Origin of the sequence: Enterococcus larvae (genome assembly GCF_017830045.1) — a bacterium.
GTDB classification, from domain to species: domain Bacteria; phylum Bacillota; class Bacilli; order Lactobacillales; family Enterococcaceae; genus Enterococcus_L; species Enterococcus_L larvae.
The window spans coordinates 716,046-734,409 of sequence record NZ_JAEDXU010000001.1; the positions used below are offsets into that span (position 1 = coordinate 716,046).

At 39.3% G+C, this 18,364-nt stretch carries 12 protein-coding genes; all 12 read right to left on the bottom strand.

Going from position 1 to position 18,364, the window contains the following annotated elements; genetic code table 11:
- Nucleotides 1–10: 10 nt before the first annotated feature.
- The 12 genes from I6N96_RS03455 to I6N96_RS03510 all read right to left on the bottom strand — a co-directional run bounded on the left by I6N96_RS03455 (nucleotide 11) and on the right by I6N96_RS03510 (nucleotide 18,344).
- Nucleotides 11–211, bottom strand: a complete 201-nt coding sequence (locus tag I6N96_RS03455; RefSeq protein WP_209556089.1) for a cold-shock protein — start codon at nucleotides 209–211, stop codon at nucleotides 11–13.
- Nucleotides 212–675: 464 nt separating this feature from the next.
- Nucleotides 676–2,016 (bottom strand): type I glutamate--ammonia ligase, encoded by a 1,341-nt coding sequence (gene glnA / locus I6N96_RS03460; protein WP_209556090.1) that lies wholly within the window; start codon nucleotides 2,014–2,016, stop codon nucleotides 676–678.
- A gap of 35 nt (nucleotides 2,017–2,051) precedes the next feature.
- Nucleotides 2,052–2,435, bottom strand: a complete 384-nt coding sequence (locus I6N96_RS03465) for a MerR family transcriptional regulator (RefSeq protein WP_209556091.1) — start codon at nucleotides 2,433–2,435, stop codon at nucleotides 2,052–2,054.
- A 332-nt stretch (nucleotides 2,436–2,767) separates the two neighbouring features.
- Complete coding sequence (hflX, locus tag I6N96_RS03470) at nucleotides 2,768–4,009, bottom strand: GTPase HflX (RefSeq protein ID WP_209556092.1); 1,242 nt, start codon at nucleotides 4,007–4,009, stop codon at nucleotides 2,768–2,770.
- Nucleotides 4,010–4,023: 14 nt separating this feature from the next.
- Nucleotides 4,024–4,938, bottom strand: coding sequence for a tRNA (adenosine(37)-N6)-dimethylallyltransferase MiaA (gene miaA / locus I6N96_RS03475; protein ID WP_209556093.1), 915 nt, complete (start codon nucleotides 4,936–4,938; stop codon nucleotides 4,024–4,026).
- A gap of 740 nt (nucleotides 4,939–5,678) precedes the next feature.
- On the bottom strand, nucleotides 5,679–7,817 hold the full coding sequence (locus tag I6N96_RS03480) for a glycosyltransferase family 2 protein (protein WP_209556094.1): 2,139 nt from the start codon (nucleotides 7,815–7,817) through the stop codon (nucleotides 5,679–5,681).
- A gap of 434 nt (nucleotides 7,818–8,251) precedes the next feature.
- Nucleotides 8,252–10,675 (bottom strand): glycosyltransferase family 2 protein, encoded by a 2,424-nt coding sequence (locus I6N96_RS03485; protein WP_209556095.1) that lies wholly within the window; start codon nucleotides 10,673–10,675, stop codon nucleotides 8,252–8,254.
- A 35-nt stretch (nucleotides 10,676–10,710) separates the two neighbouring features.
- Nucleotides 10,711–12,084 carry a hypothetical protein gene (locus tag I6N96_RS03490; RefSeq protein ID WP_209556096.1) on the bottom strand — a complete coding sequence of 458 codons (1,374 nt, stop codon included), beginning with the start codon at nucleotides 12,082–12,084 and terminating at the stop codon, nucleotides 10,711–10,713.
- Between the two features lies 1 nt (nucleotide 12,085).
- Complete coding sequence (locus I6N96_RS03495) at nucleotides 12,086–13,006, bottom strand: methyltransferase domain-containing protein (protein WP_209556097.1); 921 nt, start codon at nucleotides 13,004–13,006, stop codon at nucleotides 12,086–12,088.
- Between the two features lie 20 nt (nucleotides 13,007–13,026).
- The gene (locus I6N96_RS03500) at nucleotides 13,027–14,307 is read right to left on the bottom strand and encodes an ABC transporter ATP-binding protein (protein ID WP_209556098.1); all 1,281 of its coding nucleotides are present in this window, start codon (nucleotides 14,305–14,307) and stop codon (nucleotides 13,027–13,029) included.
- A gap of 14 nt (nucleotides 14,308–14,321) precedes the next feature.
- Nucleotides 14,322–15,137 carry an ABC transporter permease gene (locus I6N96_RS03505; RefSeq protein ID WP_209556099.1) on the bottom strand — a complete coding sequence of 272 codons (816 nt, stop codon included), beginning with the start codon at nucleotides 15,135–15,137 and terminating at the stop codon, nucleotides 14,322–14,324.
- Between the two features lie 357 nt (nucleotides 15,138–15,494).
- Nucleotides 15,495–18,344: a GBS Bsp-like repeat-containing protein gene (locus I6N96_RS03510; protein ID WP_209556100.1), complete on the bottom strand. Its 2,850-nt coding sequence runs from the start codon at nucleotides 18,342–18,344 to the stop codon at nucleotides 15,495–15,497.
- Between the last annotated feature and the right edge of the window lie 20 nt (nucleotides 18,345–18,364).

Below are 18,364 nucleotides of genomic sequence, written 5' to 3' on the forward strand. Positions count from 1 at the left end.
TACGTTTTAATTAGTTTTTGACGATGTTTACTGCTTGTGGTCCACGTTGACCTTCTTCGATATCAAAGGTTACTGATTGACCTTCGTCTAGGCTTTTGAAACCGTCGCCTTGAATTGCTGAAAAGTGAGCAAACAAGTCTGTTCCGTTATCCTGTGTGATAAAACCAAAGCCTTTATCTGCATTAAACCATTTCACTGTACCTGTATTCATGTGTTGTTCCTCCTAGTGCTTTATGCACGATTGATTTTGCAATACCTTTGCAGAAAAAAGAAAAGGAATTAAAACACTCATACGAATGAAATGACCTATCAATTTAACCGACAATTATACTACATCTCTAACTATAGCATATTTTTCAGAGAATATATCACTAATTACCAAAAAAATTAAAAAAAAGTGAAATTACTCATAAAAATATAATCGAACCCCTTAGATTGATCCATTTAATAGCTACTCCACAAATATTATTTACTTAATTCTATATGCTGCTTTGAAAAAAGAAAAAAGGATACGGTACATGATCATGTACCGTATCCTTAAAATCTATTGTTTGTAGGAGAAAAACATTTAGATTCTAGAAAGGAAATACATTTCCTTTCCATCTACTTCCATATATCTTTGCTAAATACTCTGTGGAAGAAACACATATGCTCATTTGTTTAAGCTTTTTTATGTTAGTAAAGCTCTAAATACTGCTCTCTTTCCCATTCTGATACAGTTTGGCGGAACGCAGCCCATTCCATGCGTTTTGCTTCTACAAAGTTAGCGTAGATATGTTCCCCAAGTGCATCTTTCATCACTTCATCCTTGCGTAATTCTTTGATTGCATTGTGGATTGTAGAAGGCAGATCCTCAATCTGTGCTTCTCTTCGCTCTTCTTCGTTCATGATATAAATATTTCTATCTACTGCTTTGGGTGGTGTGATTTCATTTCTGATTCCATCAAGACCTGCTTGCAGTAAGACTGCCATTGTTAAGTATGGGTTTGCTGAAGGATCAACCGAACGTAATTCTAAACGAGTTGACATTCCCCTTGATTCCGGCACGCGCACCAGCGGCGAACGATTTCTACCACTCCATGCCACATAAACAGGTGCTTCGTAGCCTGGAACAAGACGTTTGTATGAGTTAACTGTTGGGTTACAAACTGCTGTATATGCACGAGCGTGCTTCAGCAGACCTCCCAAGAAATAATAAGCTGTTTGGCTCAATTGCATTGGACCCTTTTCATCAAAGAAGGCATTGCCGTCTTCTGTAAATAGAGACATGTTACAGTGCATACCAGATCCGTTAATCCCGAATAACGGTTTCGGCATGAATGTTGCGTGAAGTCCATGTTTTCTTGCAATTGTTTTTACAACTAATTTGAAAGTTTGGATGTTGTCACAAGCTTCTACAACATCTGCATATTTGAAATCGATCTCGTGTTGTCCTGGTGCTACTTCATGGTGAGATGCCTCTACTTCGAAGCCTAACCCCTCAAGCTCCAGTACGATATCACGGCGACAATTTTCTCCTAAATCCGTTGGTGCGAAATCAAAGTACCCGCCCTTATCATTCAAATCTGTCGTGATTTCTCCATCTTCGTCTAACTTAAACAAAAAGAATTCCGGCTCAGGTCCCAAATTGAAAGAAGAGAAGCCCAATTCCTTCATGTCTGCAAGCGCACGTTTCAGATTTCCACGAGGGTCACCTGCAAAAGGCTCGCCATTAGGATTATAGATATCACAGATAAGACGAGCTACTTTCCCGTGCTCGCTTTCCCAAGGGAAAATCATCCATGTTGATAGATCAGGATACAGATACATATCGCTTTCTTCAATCCGAACAAATCCCTCGATAGAAGAACCGTCAAACATCATTTTGTTGCTGAGTACCTTTTCCAGCTGGCTCACGGGGACTTCAACATTTTTGATCGTTCCCATGATATCTGTAAACATCAGTCTCAAAAATCGAACATTCTCTTCTTCAGCAATGCGTTTGATATCTTCTACAGTATTTTCTTTTTTTGTCATAAGTTCCCTTCACGTCCTTCATTTTTTATCCGAAATTACAGTTTCGGTCCCTGCGATTGGAATGGATTCTGTTGAGTAAGTCCTCCTTGAGAAAGAATTTCGTCGTATAAAATTTTCCGAACGTCTTCATCTGTCAAAGGTTTACCGGATTTATCGCTGGTTTTCTGTTCCTCCAGCTTCATCGTATAGACACGCTTGATTCCCGCCATATTCAATCCATCTGAAAGATAGTCTTTGATTTCCAATAGGATGTCAATGTCATTCAGCGAATACATTCTGCGGTTTCCTTCGCTTCTTTCCGGATGAATCAAATCCTGTTCCTCGTAATACCGAATTTGACGTGCTGATAAATCAGTCAGCTTCATAACTGTACCAATCGGAAAAACCGACATTGATCTTCTTAACTCTTTTTCTCTCATATCCACCCCCCTCTCTTAGTTGCATATAAGAATAACAGCACTTTTTTCTCTTGTCAATAATTAATGTCAGGTTTTCTAACATTAATTATTGATTCGTTCGGATTTAGAGATTTTATGACACCGCAATGTCGCCTCTTCAATTAGACCAAATGTAAAAAAGCATCCGACCCACAAGAAACGCTAGTTCCTTGATGAACCTGACACCATTTTACTGTTATGCTAATGAATTGTTTTCTCAATATCTTCTTATGCTTAGCAAGAACCGCTTCACCGAGCACTTTCAAGCTATTTCAACCTAATGATCAGCGTCGAATAAAAATCTTCTATTCAGCTTATTCCTCTGTACTTCTTGCCCATCTTGATTCCTTCTTCGCAAAGCCGCGTACTTGATAACTATTCTTCTCTTCATTAAATTCTTCCGAAAGAACGATGGTCTGTCTTTTCAGCTCACTGAGCTCCTGCCCCTGATCCACATTCAATTCAAGCTCATAGGGAACAAGCAGCTCCATCATTTTCTCCCTGATTCTACCAGTTAATATTTCCTTATCCTGACTTTCTCTTGCTGAAACCAATACATTGGGAAATAGAGTCGGCGTAAATTCATCCTTATCAATTAGATCCTTTTTGTTATAGACAGTCAATGTCGGAATGGTACCAAAATCCAACTCTTCCATCAAAGCTGTTACTGTCTGTTCATGTTGTAGTCGATTGGAAGCACTGGCATCCACTACATGCAGCAGCAAATCCATTTCCCGACTTTCCTCCAAGGTTGACTGAAAGGCTTCGATCAGCTGTGTCGGTAAATCCTGAATAAAGCCAACAGTATCTGTGATTGTTACAACCATTCCATTTGGCATCTGCCATTTTTTCGTCAATGGATCTAGTGTAGCAAATAGCTGATCCTCAGAATAAGTCTTTGCAGCAGTCAATAGATTAATGATCGTTGATTTTCCGGCATTGGTGTAACCAACTAAGCCAATTTGAAAGATGTCCGCACTTTGACGCTTTTGGCGACTGCGTTCTCTATGTGCTGCTACTTCCTTCAATTCCCTTTTGATGCTAGTGATTTTGTTGCGGATATGTCTACGATCCGATTCCAGCTTTGTTTCGCCGGGTCCTCTAGTTCCAATTCCTCCACCTAAGCGCGACAAATGTTTTCCTTGTCCTACCAAGCGAGGCAGCAGATAGTTCAACTGCGCCAGCTCAACTTGCAGTTTCCCCTCTCTCGAGCGAGCACGTAAGGCAAATATATCCAGAATCAGCTGGACCCTGTCAATCACTCGGATACCAAGTGCTTCACCAACCAGTTGGTTTTGTCTCGGCGTCATTTCATGGTTGAAGATAACTACATCGGCTTCATAAGCATCTGCAAAATCGATCAACTCCTGCAGTTTTCCTTTACCAATAAGTGTTTGGCGATCAACCTTAGGACGCTTTTGCGTTAATCGAAAAACGACCTCTCCTTGCGCCGTTTCTGTTAGATTCTTCAGTTCCTTCATGGAATCATCGAACTGTCGGGTATTCTCGTCAGTTTCAACCCCAACCAGAATTACTTTTTCTTTTTCATTTGCCATGTCTTTGTCCCTTTCTATTTCTCCAGCCATTGGACAACTTGCTGTTCAAGCTGATTCAGCTCATCAGGCTGCTGGAGCAAATCAAACCATTCTACATCCATACGATTTCTAAACCAGGTCAGCTGTCTTTTCGCATAGCGTCTAGAATTCTGCTTTACCTGTTCAACTGCCTCATCCAGACTGATATTCCCATCAAAATAAGGAAAAAACTCTTTATATCCAATCCCTTGTGCCGCTTGCGCTTCTTTATTATCGTTCATCAGCTTTGCTTCTGTCAAAAGTCCCTGCTTCAACATCAAATCAACCCGCTGATTGATGCGATCATAGAGGAAGCTTCGTTCTGTTTCCAGACCGATCATAAAGTAGTCATAGAGCAGTGCCGGCTGTTCTTTCGGAGTTAGAATACTATAGCCCGTCACTTCGAAAACCTCCAATGCTCTGACAACTTTTTTTCTATTGTTGAAATGGATTGCTGCAGCAGCCGTCGGATCTTTTTCTAGAAGCAGCTGCCATAACGCTTCATTTCCTTTTGCCTCCGCAAATGCTTCATACTTTTCTCTGATTTCTGGTGTCTCTTCTTTTTGACTACCTAGCTGAAAATCGTACAGCAGCGATTGAATATAGAGACCTGTACCACCAACTATGATCGGCAGCTTTCCTCGCTCTGTAATCTCTCTGATTCTCTTTCGTCCCTCCTGCTGAAAATCAGCAGCAGAGTATGTTTCTGAAATATCACGGCAATCAATCAGGTAGTGGGGAATCCCCGCTCGCTCTTCAGCATCTGCTTTCGCCGTGCCGATATCCAACCGGCGATAAACCTGCATGGAATCACCGCTGATAATTTCTCCACCCAGCTTCTTAGCCAGATGGATACTTAATGCTGTCTTCCCTACAGCTGTAGGACCTACGATCACTAAAACTTTTTCCATCTCTTTTTATCCTTTTATATTTTCTAAAAAAGCAGACCGAGATACCCATCAACTACCCCTGAGTTCCCGCCCTGCCTTTCGATTTTTATATTTTGATTCTATTTATTTTAAGATAAACTGCTTAAAACTTGATTACTTGGTACAAAAGGATAAACAGCAAAATAGCTAGGATTGAAAAACGAATCTCCAACCTATGTTACGGATATTTAGGCTCTTCTTAACTATCTACCTATAATCTGTTGCTGCTTCTGTAATCCTCGTCGCATACTTGTGCAGTCCACCTTGAATATCTGAATCTTATTACTGCTTCTACGGTTCTCGAAGTTTGAGCTTGGACTTCTACGATCCTCGATGCAAAGCGCTCAAAGCTATGCGCCTTTCTACGGTTCTCGCTTCGCTCCGATCCTCGTCGCATACTTGTGCAGTCCATCTTGAATATCTGAATCTTATTACTGCTTCTACGGTTCTCGAAGTTTGAACTTGAGCTTCTACGATCCTCGATGCAAAGCGCTCAAAGCTATGCGCTTGTCTACGGTTCTCGCTTCGCTGCGATCCTCGTCGCATACTTGTGCAGTCCATCTTGAATATCTGAATCTTATTACTGCTTCTGCGGTTCTCGAAGTTTGAACTTGGACTTCTACGATCCTCGATGCAAAGTGTTCAAAGCTATGCACTTTTCTACGGTTCTCGCTTCGCTGCGATCCTCGTCGCATACGACTATAGAATCTACGTTGCAGATTCTATAGTCGTACACTAAAGTCTCCACCGCTTCTTGTTAGATTCGGGTTATAGAACGGGTCATCTTCTACGTACTCCAACCATTTTCCTCGGAAGCGTTCCGCTTCTTTCAAAAAACGTTCTTGTTTTTCCGGTGTGTCTTCATAGCCTCTTGATTGGGATTCATAATGATACAGTTCGGTATCTGCTGAATAGACGTTATACTTTCCTAGCTCTTCATACGCTCTTAGGCATAGATCCACATCATTATAAGCAACAACAAACTCTTCATCAAAGCCATTCAATTGTTGGAAATCTGCTTTTTTGATCATGACACACGCTGCTGTGACTGCCAGATAGTCCGTATTTACAACGAGACGACCGAAGTAACCGAAGTCACCTTTAGGATAAGTATGATGGCCATGTCCTGCAACTCCGCCAAGTCCCACAATGACACCTGCATGCTGAATCGTGTTGTTTTCATAATAAAGCTTTGCTCCAACAGTGCCGACATAATCAAGCTGTGCCAAAGACACCATATTCGTCAGCCAATCAGGAGTAATGACTTTCGTATCATTGTTCAAGAACAACAAATATTTTCCTTTCGCCTCTTTCGCAGCGATGTTGTTGATTCTTGAAAAATTAAATGGAATATCGATCAAATGTTTGATAAAACGATCTCCAAGCTCCGTCTTGTACTGATTGTAAAGCTCTTCCATTTGAGGATCGTCACTACCGTTATCTGCTACAATCACCTCATAGTTTGGATATGTCGTCAATTCAATGATTGAGTCGATACAGCGTTTCAAATCTTTATAGCCATTTCGGGTTGGAATAATGATTGAAACCAATTCTTTTTCAGCAATGGTATATTTTACTCGGTATAAACCGTTTGCCGGACCAGCTTCTACAGTTCCTTCGATGCTTCTTCTTGCCAAGGCCTCTTGTAATGCTTTTTGTCCAGCTTGGAACGCATAGTTTTTAGAGTCTTGGTTGGCAGCTGTCGACGTATCCAGCATACGCCAGTGATACAAGACCTTAGGAATATGTGCAATCGTTTTTGAAGAAATCATTTCTGTAAAACGCAGAACTAAATCATAATCCTGTGCACCTTCAAAGCCAACACGAAGTCCTCCAATATCATTGATGATCGAGCGACGATACACACCTAAATGAGAAATATAATTTGTACTCATCAGAAAATCAGGTGACCACTGAGGCTTGAATGCAGGGTCAGACCGAACACCGACCTCATCGATTTTATCTTCATCGGTGTATATAAGGTTCAGCTCAGGGCGTTCATTCAATAAACGAACGACCTCATAAATAGCATTTGGTGCCAGCTCATCATCGTTATCGAGAAGGGCTACAAATTCGCCAGTCGCCAGCTCTAGTGCTGAATTAGTCGCTCGACAAATATGACCATTCTCTTTACGGAAAACTACCTTGATTCGAGGATCTTCTTTCTCATACGCAGCTAAAGCATTCAGTAAATCTTGATGTGTTGATGCATCATCTGCAATACACAGCTCCCAATTCGTATACGTTTGATCCTTAACTGACTGAATACATTTATCCAGCCACTTGACATCAACGTTATAGACTGGCATTACAATAGAAATCAGAATATCTTTTTCGATCTCCACCGGCATGTCTAACGGTTGTTCGTTCTTTTCGATCCAGTCCAAGTATTTATCATTTGTTTTTCTCTGGTCAATACGTACTCTGCGATACGTATTCAAAATCCCATTACGCTTTAGGTACCCCAAACCCTTCTTGAATTTCCTAAAGTACTGCTTCCACTTTTCCTTATTGGCTGTTTGGGTAACATCGGAATAATTTTTTCCCAAATCAACGATTTGAGTAACTGTTTCCTCTTCATTAGAGAAGCTCAGTGTCGCTTCGCCTTTGAAGCTGGCTACAGTTAAATTGATGTTGAATCCAATAGAAACATATGGTGGTAAATCATACGCTTCGATCACATCAGGTCTTGGTGTCAATCCAATTTTATGCTCAATAACTGAATCCGACGGCACAACCTCTATTTTAGGATTTTTTTTGGTTGTTAAATCCACAGCCCATCCTCTGACTGTGATTTCTTTTTTCTTTTTATTTTTATAAATATTATCGATCATTACAATGATTTTCTGCTCGTTTGTCATTGACTCGTTCCTTTTCTGCGAATTTTCTCTATTCCTAGATTACATTTTTTTCGCTCTAAAGTCCAATTAAGGTATGGAATAGATTATTAAAAAAGCTGAAATATATCACTTCTCGCTTTTGATAGTATGTCTCTTTTTTATTCTTCCGAAATTCATTATACTTTGTCTATTTTAAATAAGCAATCGAGCACCAATTTTACCTGTCTAAAATCACTCAGAAAATCAACGCCGAAACTTTTCTTTGCGGCATATCTCAACCAATACTCCGGATGCTCCACATGATATTTGATTTAACGATTGCACAAAAAAGCTGTCATAAAATCCTGTTAGGATTTCATGACAGCTCTCTATTTTATTGAGTAAGTTGATTTTCATCATTAAAGAGTTAACGGTCAGAACAATTGCCCAAAGATTATGTTTCCTCTTTACTCCCCTTAGACAGACTTAAGTGAAAAGTCTTGTGTATCTAATGAAAGATTTACATTATAGTACGGATCACCTTGTTCTAGGATATCAGACCAGCGACTTTGGAACACCGCAATCTCATTTTGAAAACGTTGGATTTTTTCCGGTGTATCCTCAATTCCTCTGGATTTAGACTCATAATGATACAGCTCTGCATACGGATTATAGACAATCAACTTGCCTAACGCTCGTACCTTCAAGCAGAAATCAATATCATTGAATGCCACTGCAAGCGTCTCAGAAAAGCCTTGTACTGCTTCAAAAACCGTGCGATTGACCATCATACATGCTGCTGTAACGGCACTGCAGTCTTGCGTGACGATAATTCTGTGGAAATATCCAGTATCTCCCGGAACGTGATTGGCAAACGAGTGAGCGGCAACACCGCCCAGTCCTACAACTACTCCAGCATGCTGAATGGTTCCATCCGGATAATATAGTCTTGAGCCTACAACGCCTACATCTTCACGCATTGCATAGTTCAACAATTCTTCAATCGTTTCCGGATTGATGATTTCCACATCATTATTCATGAATAAGTAATAATCCCCACTTGCAAATGATGCGCCATGATTATTTATTGCTGAATAGTTGAAGTTTCCTTCATACGTAACGATCTTCACACGAGGATTCGTTGCTTTCAACTGATCATAATAATCAAACGTCGCGTCCTCTGTACTGTTGTTTTCGATAATGATATATTCTAGGTTTTTATACGTGCTTTTTTCTTCGATTGAATCAATACACAACTTCAAATCATCAATATGATCCTTATTTGGAATAATGATGGAAACCAATGGATCGCTTTTACGCTGTAGACGTGTTCGGTATAATCCGAAATACTCACCATCCTCAACAGTTGCTGCGATGCCGATACGGTCATAGTGAGCTTTTACAGCCTTTTTCCCAGCATCGATCGCATAACGTTTGCTTTCCGGATTTTCAGATGTAGAATCCTCTGAAATACGCCAATGATACAAGATTTCCGGAATGTGGTAAATATGGCTTGTCGCCTCCACACATCTAAGAATAAAGTCATGATCCTGTGCCCCATCATATTCAGAGCGAAGCATTCCTACCTGATCAATGATGCTTCGTTTCACAACAGTAAAGTGGCAAATATAGTTTACTGAACAAAGCATATCAATATTGAAATCTGATTTAAAATGCGGTTGAACATATTGTCCTTCTTCATCAACCTTATCCTCATCAGAATAAATCACTTCTGCATCCGGATGCTTATTGATCAATAAAATATTTTCAAATAACGCATTGGGTGTTAGTAAATCATCGTGATCGGCAAATGCAATGTAATCACCGGAAGCAATTTTTATTGCTTCGTTTGTATTTTCAGAAATATGCAGCTGTTTCTCATTATGCACGACCTTGATTCTTTCATCCTCTGCTTCAAACTGCTCCAGCATGCTTTTAATAGGTGAATGTTCTCCACTACCATCAGATAAGCATAGCTCCCAATTCCCATAAGACTGCGCTTTGACTGAATCGATCAGCTGCGTCAAATAGTGCTCCGGTGTTTTATACAACGGAATAACAATGCTGATCAACGGACGATTTTCAAACGTGTACCCTCTTTGTCGCTTAAGCTCCTGCTCGTCAGGAAGATGATGCTTGATCCATTCCTGATAGCTGACCGGCAACGCTCGTGTCGGAGCAACTTTCCCCTTTAGCTTTCTAAAGACTGCTCGAATGAAATTACCAAATCCTTCAGTCTTTATCACAACTCTTGCTTTTTTCAATAAGGCTTGAAGTCTCTCTCTTCTATAGTAGGCTCTGCTCAAATGAAGTTCTTTATTGATCACAAAGCTGCTAGTGCGAATAGACAAGGTTCCTTTCTTACTATTTCCATAGTAAAAGGTAACAATAAACCCTATTTCCTGATCCAAATCATACTCAGGGTACAGAGCTTGTACATCTCTACGCTTTACTCGTTGGATTTCATAGTGAACAGGATTATTTTTGTCATCAAGGAGATTGATTTCTACTGGTTCACTTGAAACTGCCCAGCCTTCAACTTTACAAGTCTTCGCTGCAAAATCAACATCGATTTTATCATAGCAGGTCTGAATGGGCTGTTTCTTTTTAAGTAGAGCGAGCACCTTAGCTTCAAAGAGCACTTCTTCTTCTTTACCGGAACTAAAAACTTTTAAGCTTTGATAAGACTCCAATGCATCTGGAAGAAAAACAATGATTTTTACAAAGCGGCCAATCGTATCATCTTGGATTTCGTCTGATTCTTCAATACTGTAATCCAAAAGCTGATCGTCTAACTTAATGCTGATCATCTGATCGATTTTCAACCAAGCGTCTATAATATATTTTGTCTTATCCTTTAAATGAAAACGATCACTTCTTATCCAAAAACTATTATCCACTGTTTTCTTTCTCCTTATTTCACACAGTTTCCCTATCAGGACTTTCTGAATGTTTTCTTATATTGCTCATAGGCTTTCCAGATTTTTGTGTTTTCCATGTTCGTGATGACTTGAGCCTGATGAGATATCTGGTTCTCCTTCTCTTGTATCACTTGCTGGTACTGGTCATTTTCTGCTTCTATTTGTTGATATTCCTGTTTCATATGAGAAATCGTATCTGTCAACGTGATTGCTTCTTCTAATATACTCTCAAAGACATTTTTTTCACGCGCATCAATCAACTGAAGCTGATAACTGATTGTCAGCTTCGTCTTCTCTTTCAATCCACTAAAAATAAGCTGCGGATCATCGGCCAAAAATATGACTCTGTTTTCTTTGATAGTAATTCCATTAGTTGTAAAAACAGGAACAGCCTCACCCTTGTCATCTACAACTTCCAACTCAGATAAACTGCAGGAAAGCTCATGAGGATCTAGACGAAGGAAATCTGTATCTGGTTGCAGTTCAAGTTCAATCGTTACCTTCTCATCAATATTGCAATGGATAGTAGAAGAATTTTCTTCTGAAAAATCATACTGGTCACTAAAAAATACTTGAACAACTGCACTTTTATGCATCTGTGCCTCACTGTAAATTCGTTTCAAGTCGATTCCACCGGGAGAAATATCCTCATGCAATTCTCGTATCGGCACTAGCGGCTGCTTTTCTTTCACATCTGTCAGTAGAAAGTTCATCTGAAAATGCTTTTCCATTGCAGCATAAATCTCTTGCTCCTCAGCTGAGATCCCAACCTGCTCAAACAACTCGTCACTGTTTAACAAGGCTTGGTAAGGTGTACTGGCAATAAAATAGTGCAAGATTCGATAAACTGCAAAGTTTGCCGGTACAGGAAAATCAAATGTCCACTCATAATCAATGATCGTCCATTTTTCTCCTAAGATAACATTATTTAATACCATATCGATATTCGTCACTTTAGCTGAAAGTGAATCATCGACGGTCACATCTCCAAAGGTTTCAACAAACGCCTCTGTCTTAACAAAAGGATGGATCATATCGCCCTTTTTCACTTCATCTATATAAGAAAAAAGTAAATTGTTGAATTGATCAAATCTGCGCTTCCTCAACAGCTCATTCAATTCATGCTCCAAAGTAAGCTGACGCAAGTATTCTAAGGATACTTTATCTCCCAGATACTCACAACGATTTAGCTCAATCTGCGTTCCCTCGTAAACCTTACTCAATTCTTCATACCATCTGTAAATATTTTTTATATGCTGCTGCCCTTCCGGGTAGAGGTTGCGCTTAAATACAGACAACTGCTTCGATTCATCAGATACAATATCTGTTCGAATGGCGAAACGCCGTGCTCTTTCATTTGAGAACTTACTGAACACTATCTTTTGCATATCATTGCTCTCCTTTCAATACTGTCAAGAAAGAGTTTGAAAAGAGAGGGAACAAACCGCTTTTGATCAGACTGTCATAAGCCTTTGTTTCATCAAATGCATTCACTCTTAAACGATCATAGTTTTGATTGATATGCAGATCACCTAATTGAGGTAAAAAGTCATCTGAGTAAATGTACAAAGGCAATTTATAATCCGGATATGGATAGTAAAAATCAACATTCGAAAAACCGCTCTTATCAAATATTTTCTGCAGCTCCGGCTTTGAAAACGTTGCTGCAATCCCTTCATTATGATAGCCTTCGATTCCATCATATAAAATACCCGAATGATCTTCGGTACAACCGGCAAAATATTTCAATCCTAGTCGATTCTCAATAGCAATCACGATTTTCCCATTTGGCTTTAAATGTTTTTTGACAATCTTCAAAAAATCTACATAAGGATCATCAGAATTTATGTAGCCCTTTCCATATTCAAAAACACCAATCAATGTGATCCAATCATATTTTTCAGTTAATGATTCTTCAACATCCTGAAAGTTTCCAAGCTTAATAACGATATTCTCTTTTTCTTTGTTGCGGGTTGCATTGATCAGGCTTCGTTTTTTAGATAAATCAATACAATCTACTTTCTGTGCCTTTTCACTTAATATCCCCGTTATTGCACCGCAGCCAGCTCCGATTTCCAAAACACTTTCTGTTTTTTCAATCGGCAGCCATTCCACAATATTGGTTCGAATGTGGGATAGATGATACAAGATAGCCCAGTCTTTGCTTTCAGCAATGACTTCGTTGTATTGATCCTCCGGGTAATTTGTGACGATTTCTAAAAGCTTGTCTTCAATCGCACCATCGCTATAAAAATCTTCCCCAGGATAATGCGTTTCATCCAACTTTACTTTTCCAATATATGTATCCACACCAAGTCCCCTTTCACTTATCATTGAATAGCTTCAACTTGAACTGTGGAGTTCATATCGAAGTACCCGACTGTGTCTTTTGACGAAATAACCATTATATTACAGACGTCATATAATCTATGGTACACATCAAATTCTCCTTGCGGATAACCGGTACAACCAAGCGACAATAAATAGTTCCCGCCCTGTATCCGCATTTTTTGAGTAAATGAAACCTCTAAGATGTCCCCTTTTTTCCGATCCATCACTTCTACTTTTTCAAACATGCTGTTTGTTCCTGATATTTCAGTTCCTCTCAGGTCCTTGATTGTAAAGGCATAGATACCATCTTCAAGATCCTGATTGAATTTAATTTTCATTTTGATCGTAAAATCACTAAATTTCTCAATCGTATTAGTTGGTATTCCTTTAGAATCAATGATCGTGAAATCAATGATTTCCGCCATTTTATTTCCGTACTCCAATACATTAGGATTTAACGTAAACGGTTTTTGCCAGTTATCGATTTCTACCGTTTCGATATCTTCCAAATCATTCGCACCCTTTGGCGAATCATAGGCTTGAATACCTTCCTGCTTTACAAGAACTTTTTTGAACAAGTCAACCATCTTTTTCGGGCTGCCTTCATCAAGTTTTTTCCCGTTGTTCAAAAGAACAACTCGGTCACAGTATTTTGAAATGCTTCCAAGATCGTGACTAACCAATAAAATGGTTTTCCCATTTTCTTTGAATTCTTCGAACTTCTTGAAACACTTAGCTTGGAAAAACACATCTCCAACAGACAAAGCTTCATCAACAATCAGTATTTCAGGTTCAATATTGATGGCAATCGCAAAAGCCAGTCGGACAAACATCCCACTGGAATACGTTTTTACCGGTTGATGAACATACTCGCCGATATCAGCAAAATCTAAGATTGCTTCCAGTTTCGCATCAATTTCTTCTCTTGAGAAACCAATCATTGTTCCATTTAGATACACATTCTCTAAGCCGGAATACTCAGGATTGAAACCAGCACCCAACTCCAGAAGTGCTGATATCCTTCCGCTTACATTTACATTACCGCTTGTAGGGTTCAATACGCCTGTGATGATTTTTAAACATGTCGATTTTCCAGAACCGTTTGTCCCAATGATCCCAATCGTTTCACCCTTCTTCACATCAAAGCTGACGTTGTCTAATGCATAATATTCGCTGGAGTTGACCTTCATTCCCAACGCTTCTTTTAAACGATCAAAAGGCTTATCATATAAATGATACACCTTACTCAAATTTTCTACAGTAATGATACTTTCTGACATTGTAAGTTCTCCTTCTACAATACATCCGCAAAATGGACTTTTAATTTTTTGAACAGGAATGTTCCAAGAATGAACAAAAGAATAGTTACTGCCCAAAAATAAAGTGTTAGGCTAGGAAACTCCCAAAAACCGATTTTGTCTATTAGGGTTGTACGATACCCATTGACAATATAGTACATTGGATTCAGCTTAAGCAGCGTTGTTATCAAACTGTTGTCGGCCAAGCCTAGATCCGGAAATGCCCACATAATAGGGGTCATCCATATCCACACCTGCAAAACAATACTGATGATCTGTGTCAAATCTCTGAAAAAGACTACTACTGAGCTGGTGATATAGGATACCGCCAGTACAAAACAAAAAATACAAAAGCTGTAATAAATCACTTGAAGATAGTATAAATCTGGTGTCATACCATAAAACAAATAAAGTAATAGTACAAACGCCAAGAAAAAAACATGGATAAAAAATGCGGACAAAATCTTGACCATTGGTAAAATACTGATTTTAAAAACCACTTTTTTTACTAGATAATTGTATTCAAGAAATGTGTTTGTCCCAGAAACCAGGCTGTCCTGTAAGAAGAACCAGGGAACCAGTCCTGTAACCAGCCATAAAACGTAGGGTGCGCCACGGTCTGCTCCATTTTTAAAGATGCTTCCAAACACAAACCAATAGACCAAAATCGTGATGATTGGTTGGACAAACGCCCAGAAAATTCCTAGGTAGGAACCTGCATATTTCATTTTAAAATCATTTTTAGCCAGTGTGAAAGCCAGCTTTCTATTCTGGTATAATTCGGTTGGTAAACTCATCAACTTTTTCAACATAAAATCATTCAATCTCCTACTTCTATGTTCTTTTAATTACCCTTGTTCTGTCACTAAAACATCAATGAATTATATCACTTATTTCAAGAGTAGGCAATTTTCTCCAAAACTCATAAACAAATTTTTAACATTCTACTTAAGCAGATTTCATATTTTTTTCTCCATCAAGCTGAATCAAAATATCCTGATTTGTCGAGGCTGGAAGAGTGGGATCATTCAGTTTGTTCCCCTTGATTTTTTTACTTTACCACTTGAATCCTCATCATATATACTTATACTGCTAAGTCAAATCAGACCATAAAAAGTAAAGAGCGATTTCTGTATTCATCCACAGAAGTCGCCCTTTATTTTTTCTAACTAAGAGACAGTTACTGGTGCTGCAGCCGCAAAGCCTGTCACACCATTCGCAGCATATAAATAAGTATGAACATTATACTTACCTTTATTGTTTCCGTGGTTTTTGATATTCACGGTTACTTTATACGTACCGTCCGATTGTCTCACTGCTTCGTACCACTTCATATCAGATTGATTGCTCTTACTCCATACAGGAACAAGGATTTTACTGAAACCTGATTTGCTGCTGCCTTTAACGGTTACAGTGAAAGTGCCGGCTGATTTATTGAAGGCACCAGTTGAAACTGTTGCGGTAGGAGCTGTCACATTGAATGTTGTTGCGGTAACATACTTGTTTGTCCCATTCGATAACTGAGCATAGACATGAAGATTGTATTTTCCAGCATCTTTGTGATTGGAGATAGTGATTGGTGCACTATAAGTACCATCACTATTTCTTTTTCCAACATACCATTTAATATCATCCTGACCATTTTTGTCAGACCAAACAGGCAGCAAGATTTGTTTTGCTGTACCATATACGCCCATATTTACTGTCAAGACTGCATTATAGGTAGTTTCTGTACTGTTAGGTGTTACTTTTATCGATCCCGTGATTGCCGGTAAAGAAACCGTTACACCATTAGAAATAGATGCAAATCTAGACAAGCTGTTATTTGTTTGAGCATAGACATGGACTTTGTAATTTCCAGAATTATATTGATGATTTTTCACATCTACTGTTACTTTATATGTGCCGTTACTCTGTTTAGTCCCTTTATACCATTTGATATCAGATTGATTACTCTTGCTCCAAACAGGAACATTGACCTCTTTTACTCCTGCGGGAGCAGATACATTCACAGTTACATCAAAGGTACCTTTTGTCTTATTAAAGTCTGTGCTTGTTACTGAAGCCGTCGGTGCGGTTACAGTAAATCTGTCATTCGACATAAACTTTGATGTACCATTCGGCAGCTTGATATATGTGTGAACAACATATTCTCCAGCTGTCTTATGATTGTTGATATTCACTGTTGCTGTGTATTTTCCGTTACTTTGTTTTGAAGCAACATACCATCTGATATCATCCTGTCCGCCTTGACTACTCCACACAGCAAAACTGACTTCCTTCAAGGTTCCATAGACCCCTGTAGCAACATCTGCAGTAAGAGTGTAGGTAGTTTCCGTTTTCTTTGTATCTGTGATAGTAGTTGAGGAGGTTACCTCTGAAGCTTCTACCTTTTGACTCAGTGCTTTCGCTGCGCTCAGCCCGTTATTCCCATATAAATAAGAATGGATTGTATACGTTCCAGTATTATAACTGTGATTCTTGATATTCACAGTCGCTTTATAGCTTCCGTCAGATTGTCTTACTGCATCATACCAGTAAAGGTCTGACTGATTTTCCTTACTCCAAACCGGCAAGCGGACTTGCTTGATCCCAGAGACACTAGTACCGGTAGTAATTACATCAAAGGTTCCCTTTGATTTATCATAGTTCACGATTTGAGCATCCATAGTAACGGGAGATATTACAAAGTCATTGCTTCCTATAAATATATTCGAACTGCTGGCAAGCATCTGTACATACACATGCGATGTATAGTTGCCTACAGTTTTATGCTTGGAAATATCGATATCGGCAGTCCATGTACCATCACTGTTCAATTTCCCTTCATACCAAACAATATCATCTTGTCCGCCGTTGATTGACCATGTTGGAAAATAGACTTTATAAGGAACATAGCCGCCTGCGCTGACTGTCGCAGTCGCTCTAAAAGTTGTTTCTGTTCCTGTTGTATCTGCTATAGATGTCGTACCGGTAACAGGAATACTTGGGTCCCATTTGTCTGTCGACTCTTCAGTAAACAATCCAGTATAGTCTGTATTCATGTCAAACGCATGAGAGATACCAGGGAAAAAGAAATTCGATGACCACTGCCAAGAACTGTAGTCGCTGTTCCAATTTTGAGAAGCTGTTGGTGTATACGGATATTGTGCTACCCAGATATTTCCTTTACCAAATGTTGCTGTCTGAAAGTTTCCACCTGCAACATCCAGCCAGCTTCTGGACATATAATATGCAACATTATTGTAGCCCAAGCTATTCAAGCGTTGCTTAAATGACATTGTATTTGAATTCAACGAAGAAATGTTCATGGTGCCTTCTTCAATATCATTGACCATCACAGTGTCTTTGGAAAGAGAGAGCGATGCTGCTTTACTTACAAAGTAGTTAGCCTCTGCTTGTGCTCCTGCAGCTGTCGTATAGTGACTGTAATGATAGACAGATACCTTAAGACCTGCAGCCTTTGCATTTGCAATTTGAGATTGTGCAAAAGTGTTAAAGTAAGTAGTTCCTTCTGTAAGCTTAACCACTACCCCTTTGACACCATAGGTCTTCATCATTTGATACTGGCTAGTCGTTATGGTGCCATTATGAGAAGATACATCGATAAAGCTCACCTTTGGACGATTCGCTTCCCCAGCAGTTACTGTATCAATAGCCGATCTTGCCAGACTTCGTGAAGCCACTGACAAATCTGAACGACTGGAAGGCGCCGGCTCTGTATAAGCATCCGGATCACTTACCTCTTCTTCTGTTGTTTCTGTGGTTTCTTCAGTTGTTTCCGATTGTGTAGTTTCCTCTTCTGCTGCTTCAGTACCTACAGAGGAACTATCCGTATCCACCAGTGACTCTGAACTTGAAATTCCAGTTACCTGCTCATTTATCAACGTATCGTTATACTGACTTTCCCCATTCTGAACTTCTTCATTCCCCTCTGCTGATACCACCATTATCGGTGCTGCACTAGATATTACTAAGCTTGTGCAAACAACAAAGGAACAAATATTTTTTTTGTTCATAATTAGTATTACTCCTCCTA

Coding starts and splice junctions, on each gene's coding strand:
- I6N96_RS03480 (WP_209556094.1), bottom strand. CDS start 7,817: ATGACAAACGAGCAGAAAATCATTGTAATGATCGATAATATTTATAAA.
- glnA (WP_209556090.1), bottom strand. CDS start 2,016: ATGACAAAAAAAGAAAATACTGTAGAAGATATCAAACGCATTGCTGAA.
- I6N96_RS03505 (WP_209556099.1), bottom strand. CDS start 15,137: ATGTTGAAAAAGTTGATGAGTTTACCAACCGAATTATACCAGAATAGA.
- I6N96_RS03465 (WP_209556091.1), bottom strand. CDS start 2,435: ATGAGAGAAAAAGAGTTAAGAAGATCAATGTCGGTTTTTCCGATTGGT.
- I6N96_RS03455 (WP_209556089.1), bottom strand. CDS start 211: ATGAATACAGGTACAGTGAAATGGTTTAATGCAGATAAAGGCTTTGGT.
- hflX (WP_209556092.1), bottom strand. CDS start 4,009: ATGGCAAATGAAAAAGAAAAAGTAATTCTGGTTGGGGTTGAAACTGAC.
- miaA (WP_209556093.1), bottom strand. CDS start 4,938: ATGGAAAAAGTTTTAGTGATCGTAGGTCCTACAGCTGTAGGGAAGACA.
- I6N96_RS03500 (WP_209556098.1), bottom strand. CDS start 14,307: ATGTCAGAAAGTATCATTACTGTAGAAAATTTGAGTAAGGTGTATCAT.
- I6N96_RS03490 (WP_209556096.1), bottom strand. CDS start 12,084: ATGCAAAAGATAGTGTTCAGTAAGTTCTCAAATGAAAGAGCACGGCGT.
- I6N96_RS03510 (WP_209556100.1), bottom strand. CDS start 18,344: ATGAACAAAAAAAATATTTGTTCCTTTGTTGTTTGCACAAGCTTAGTA.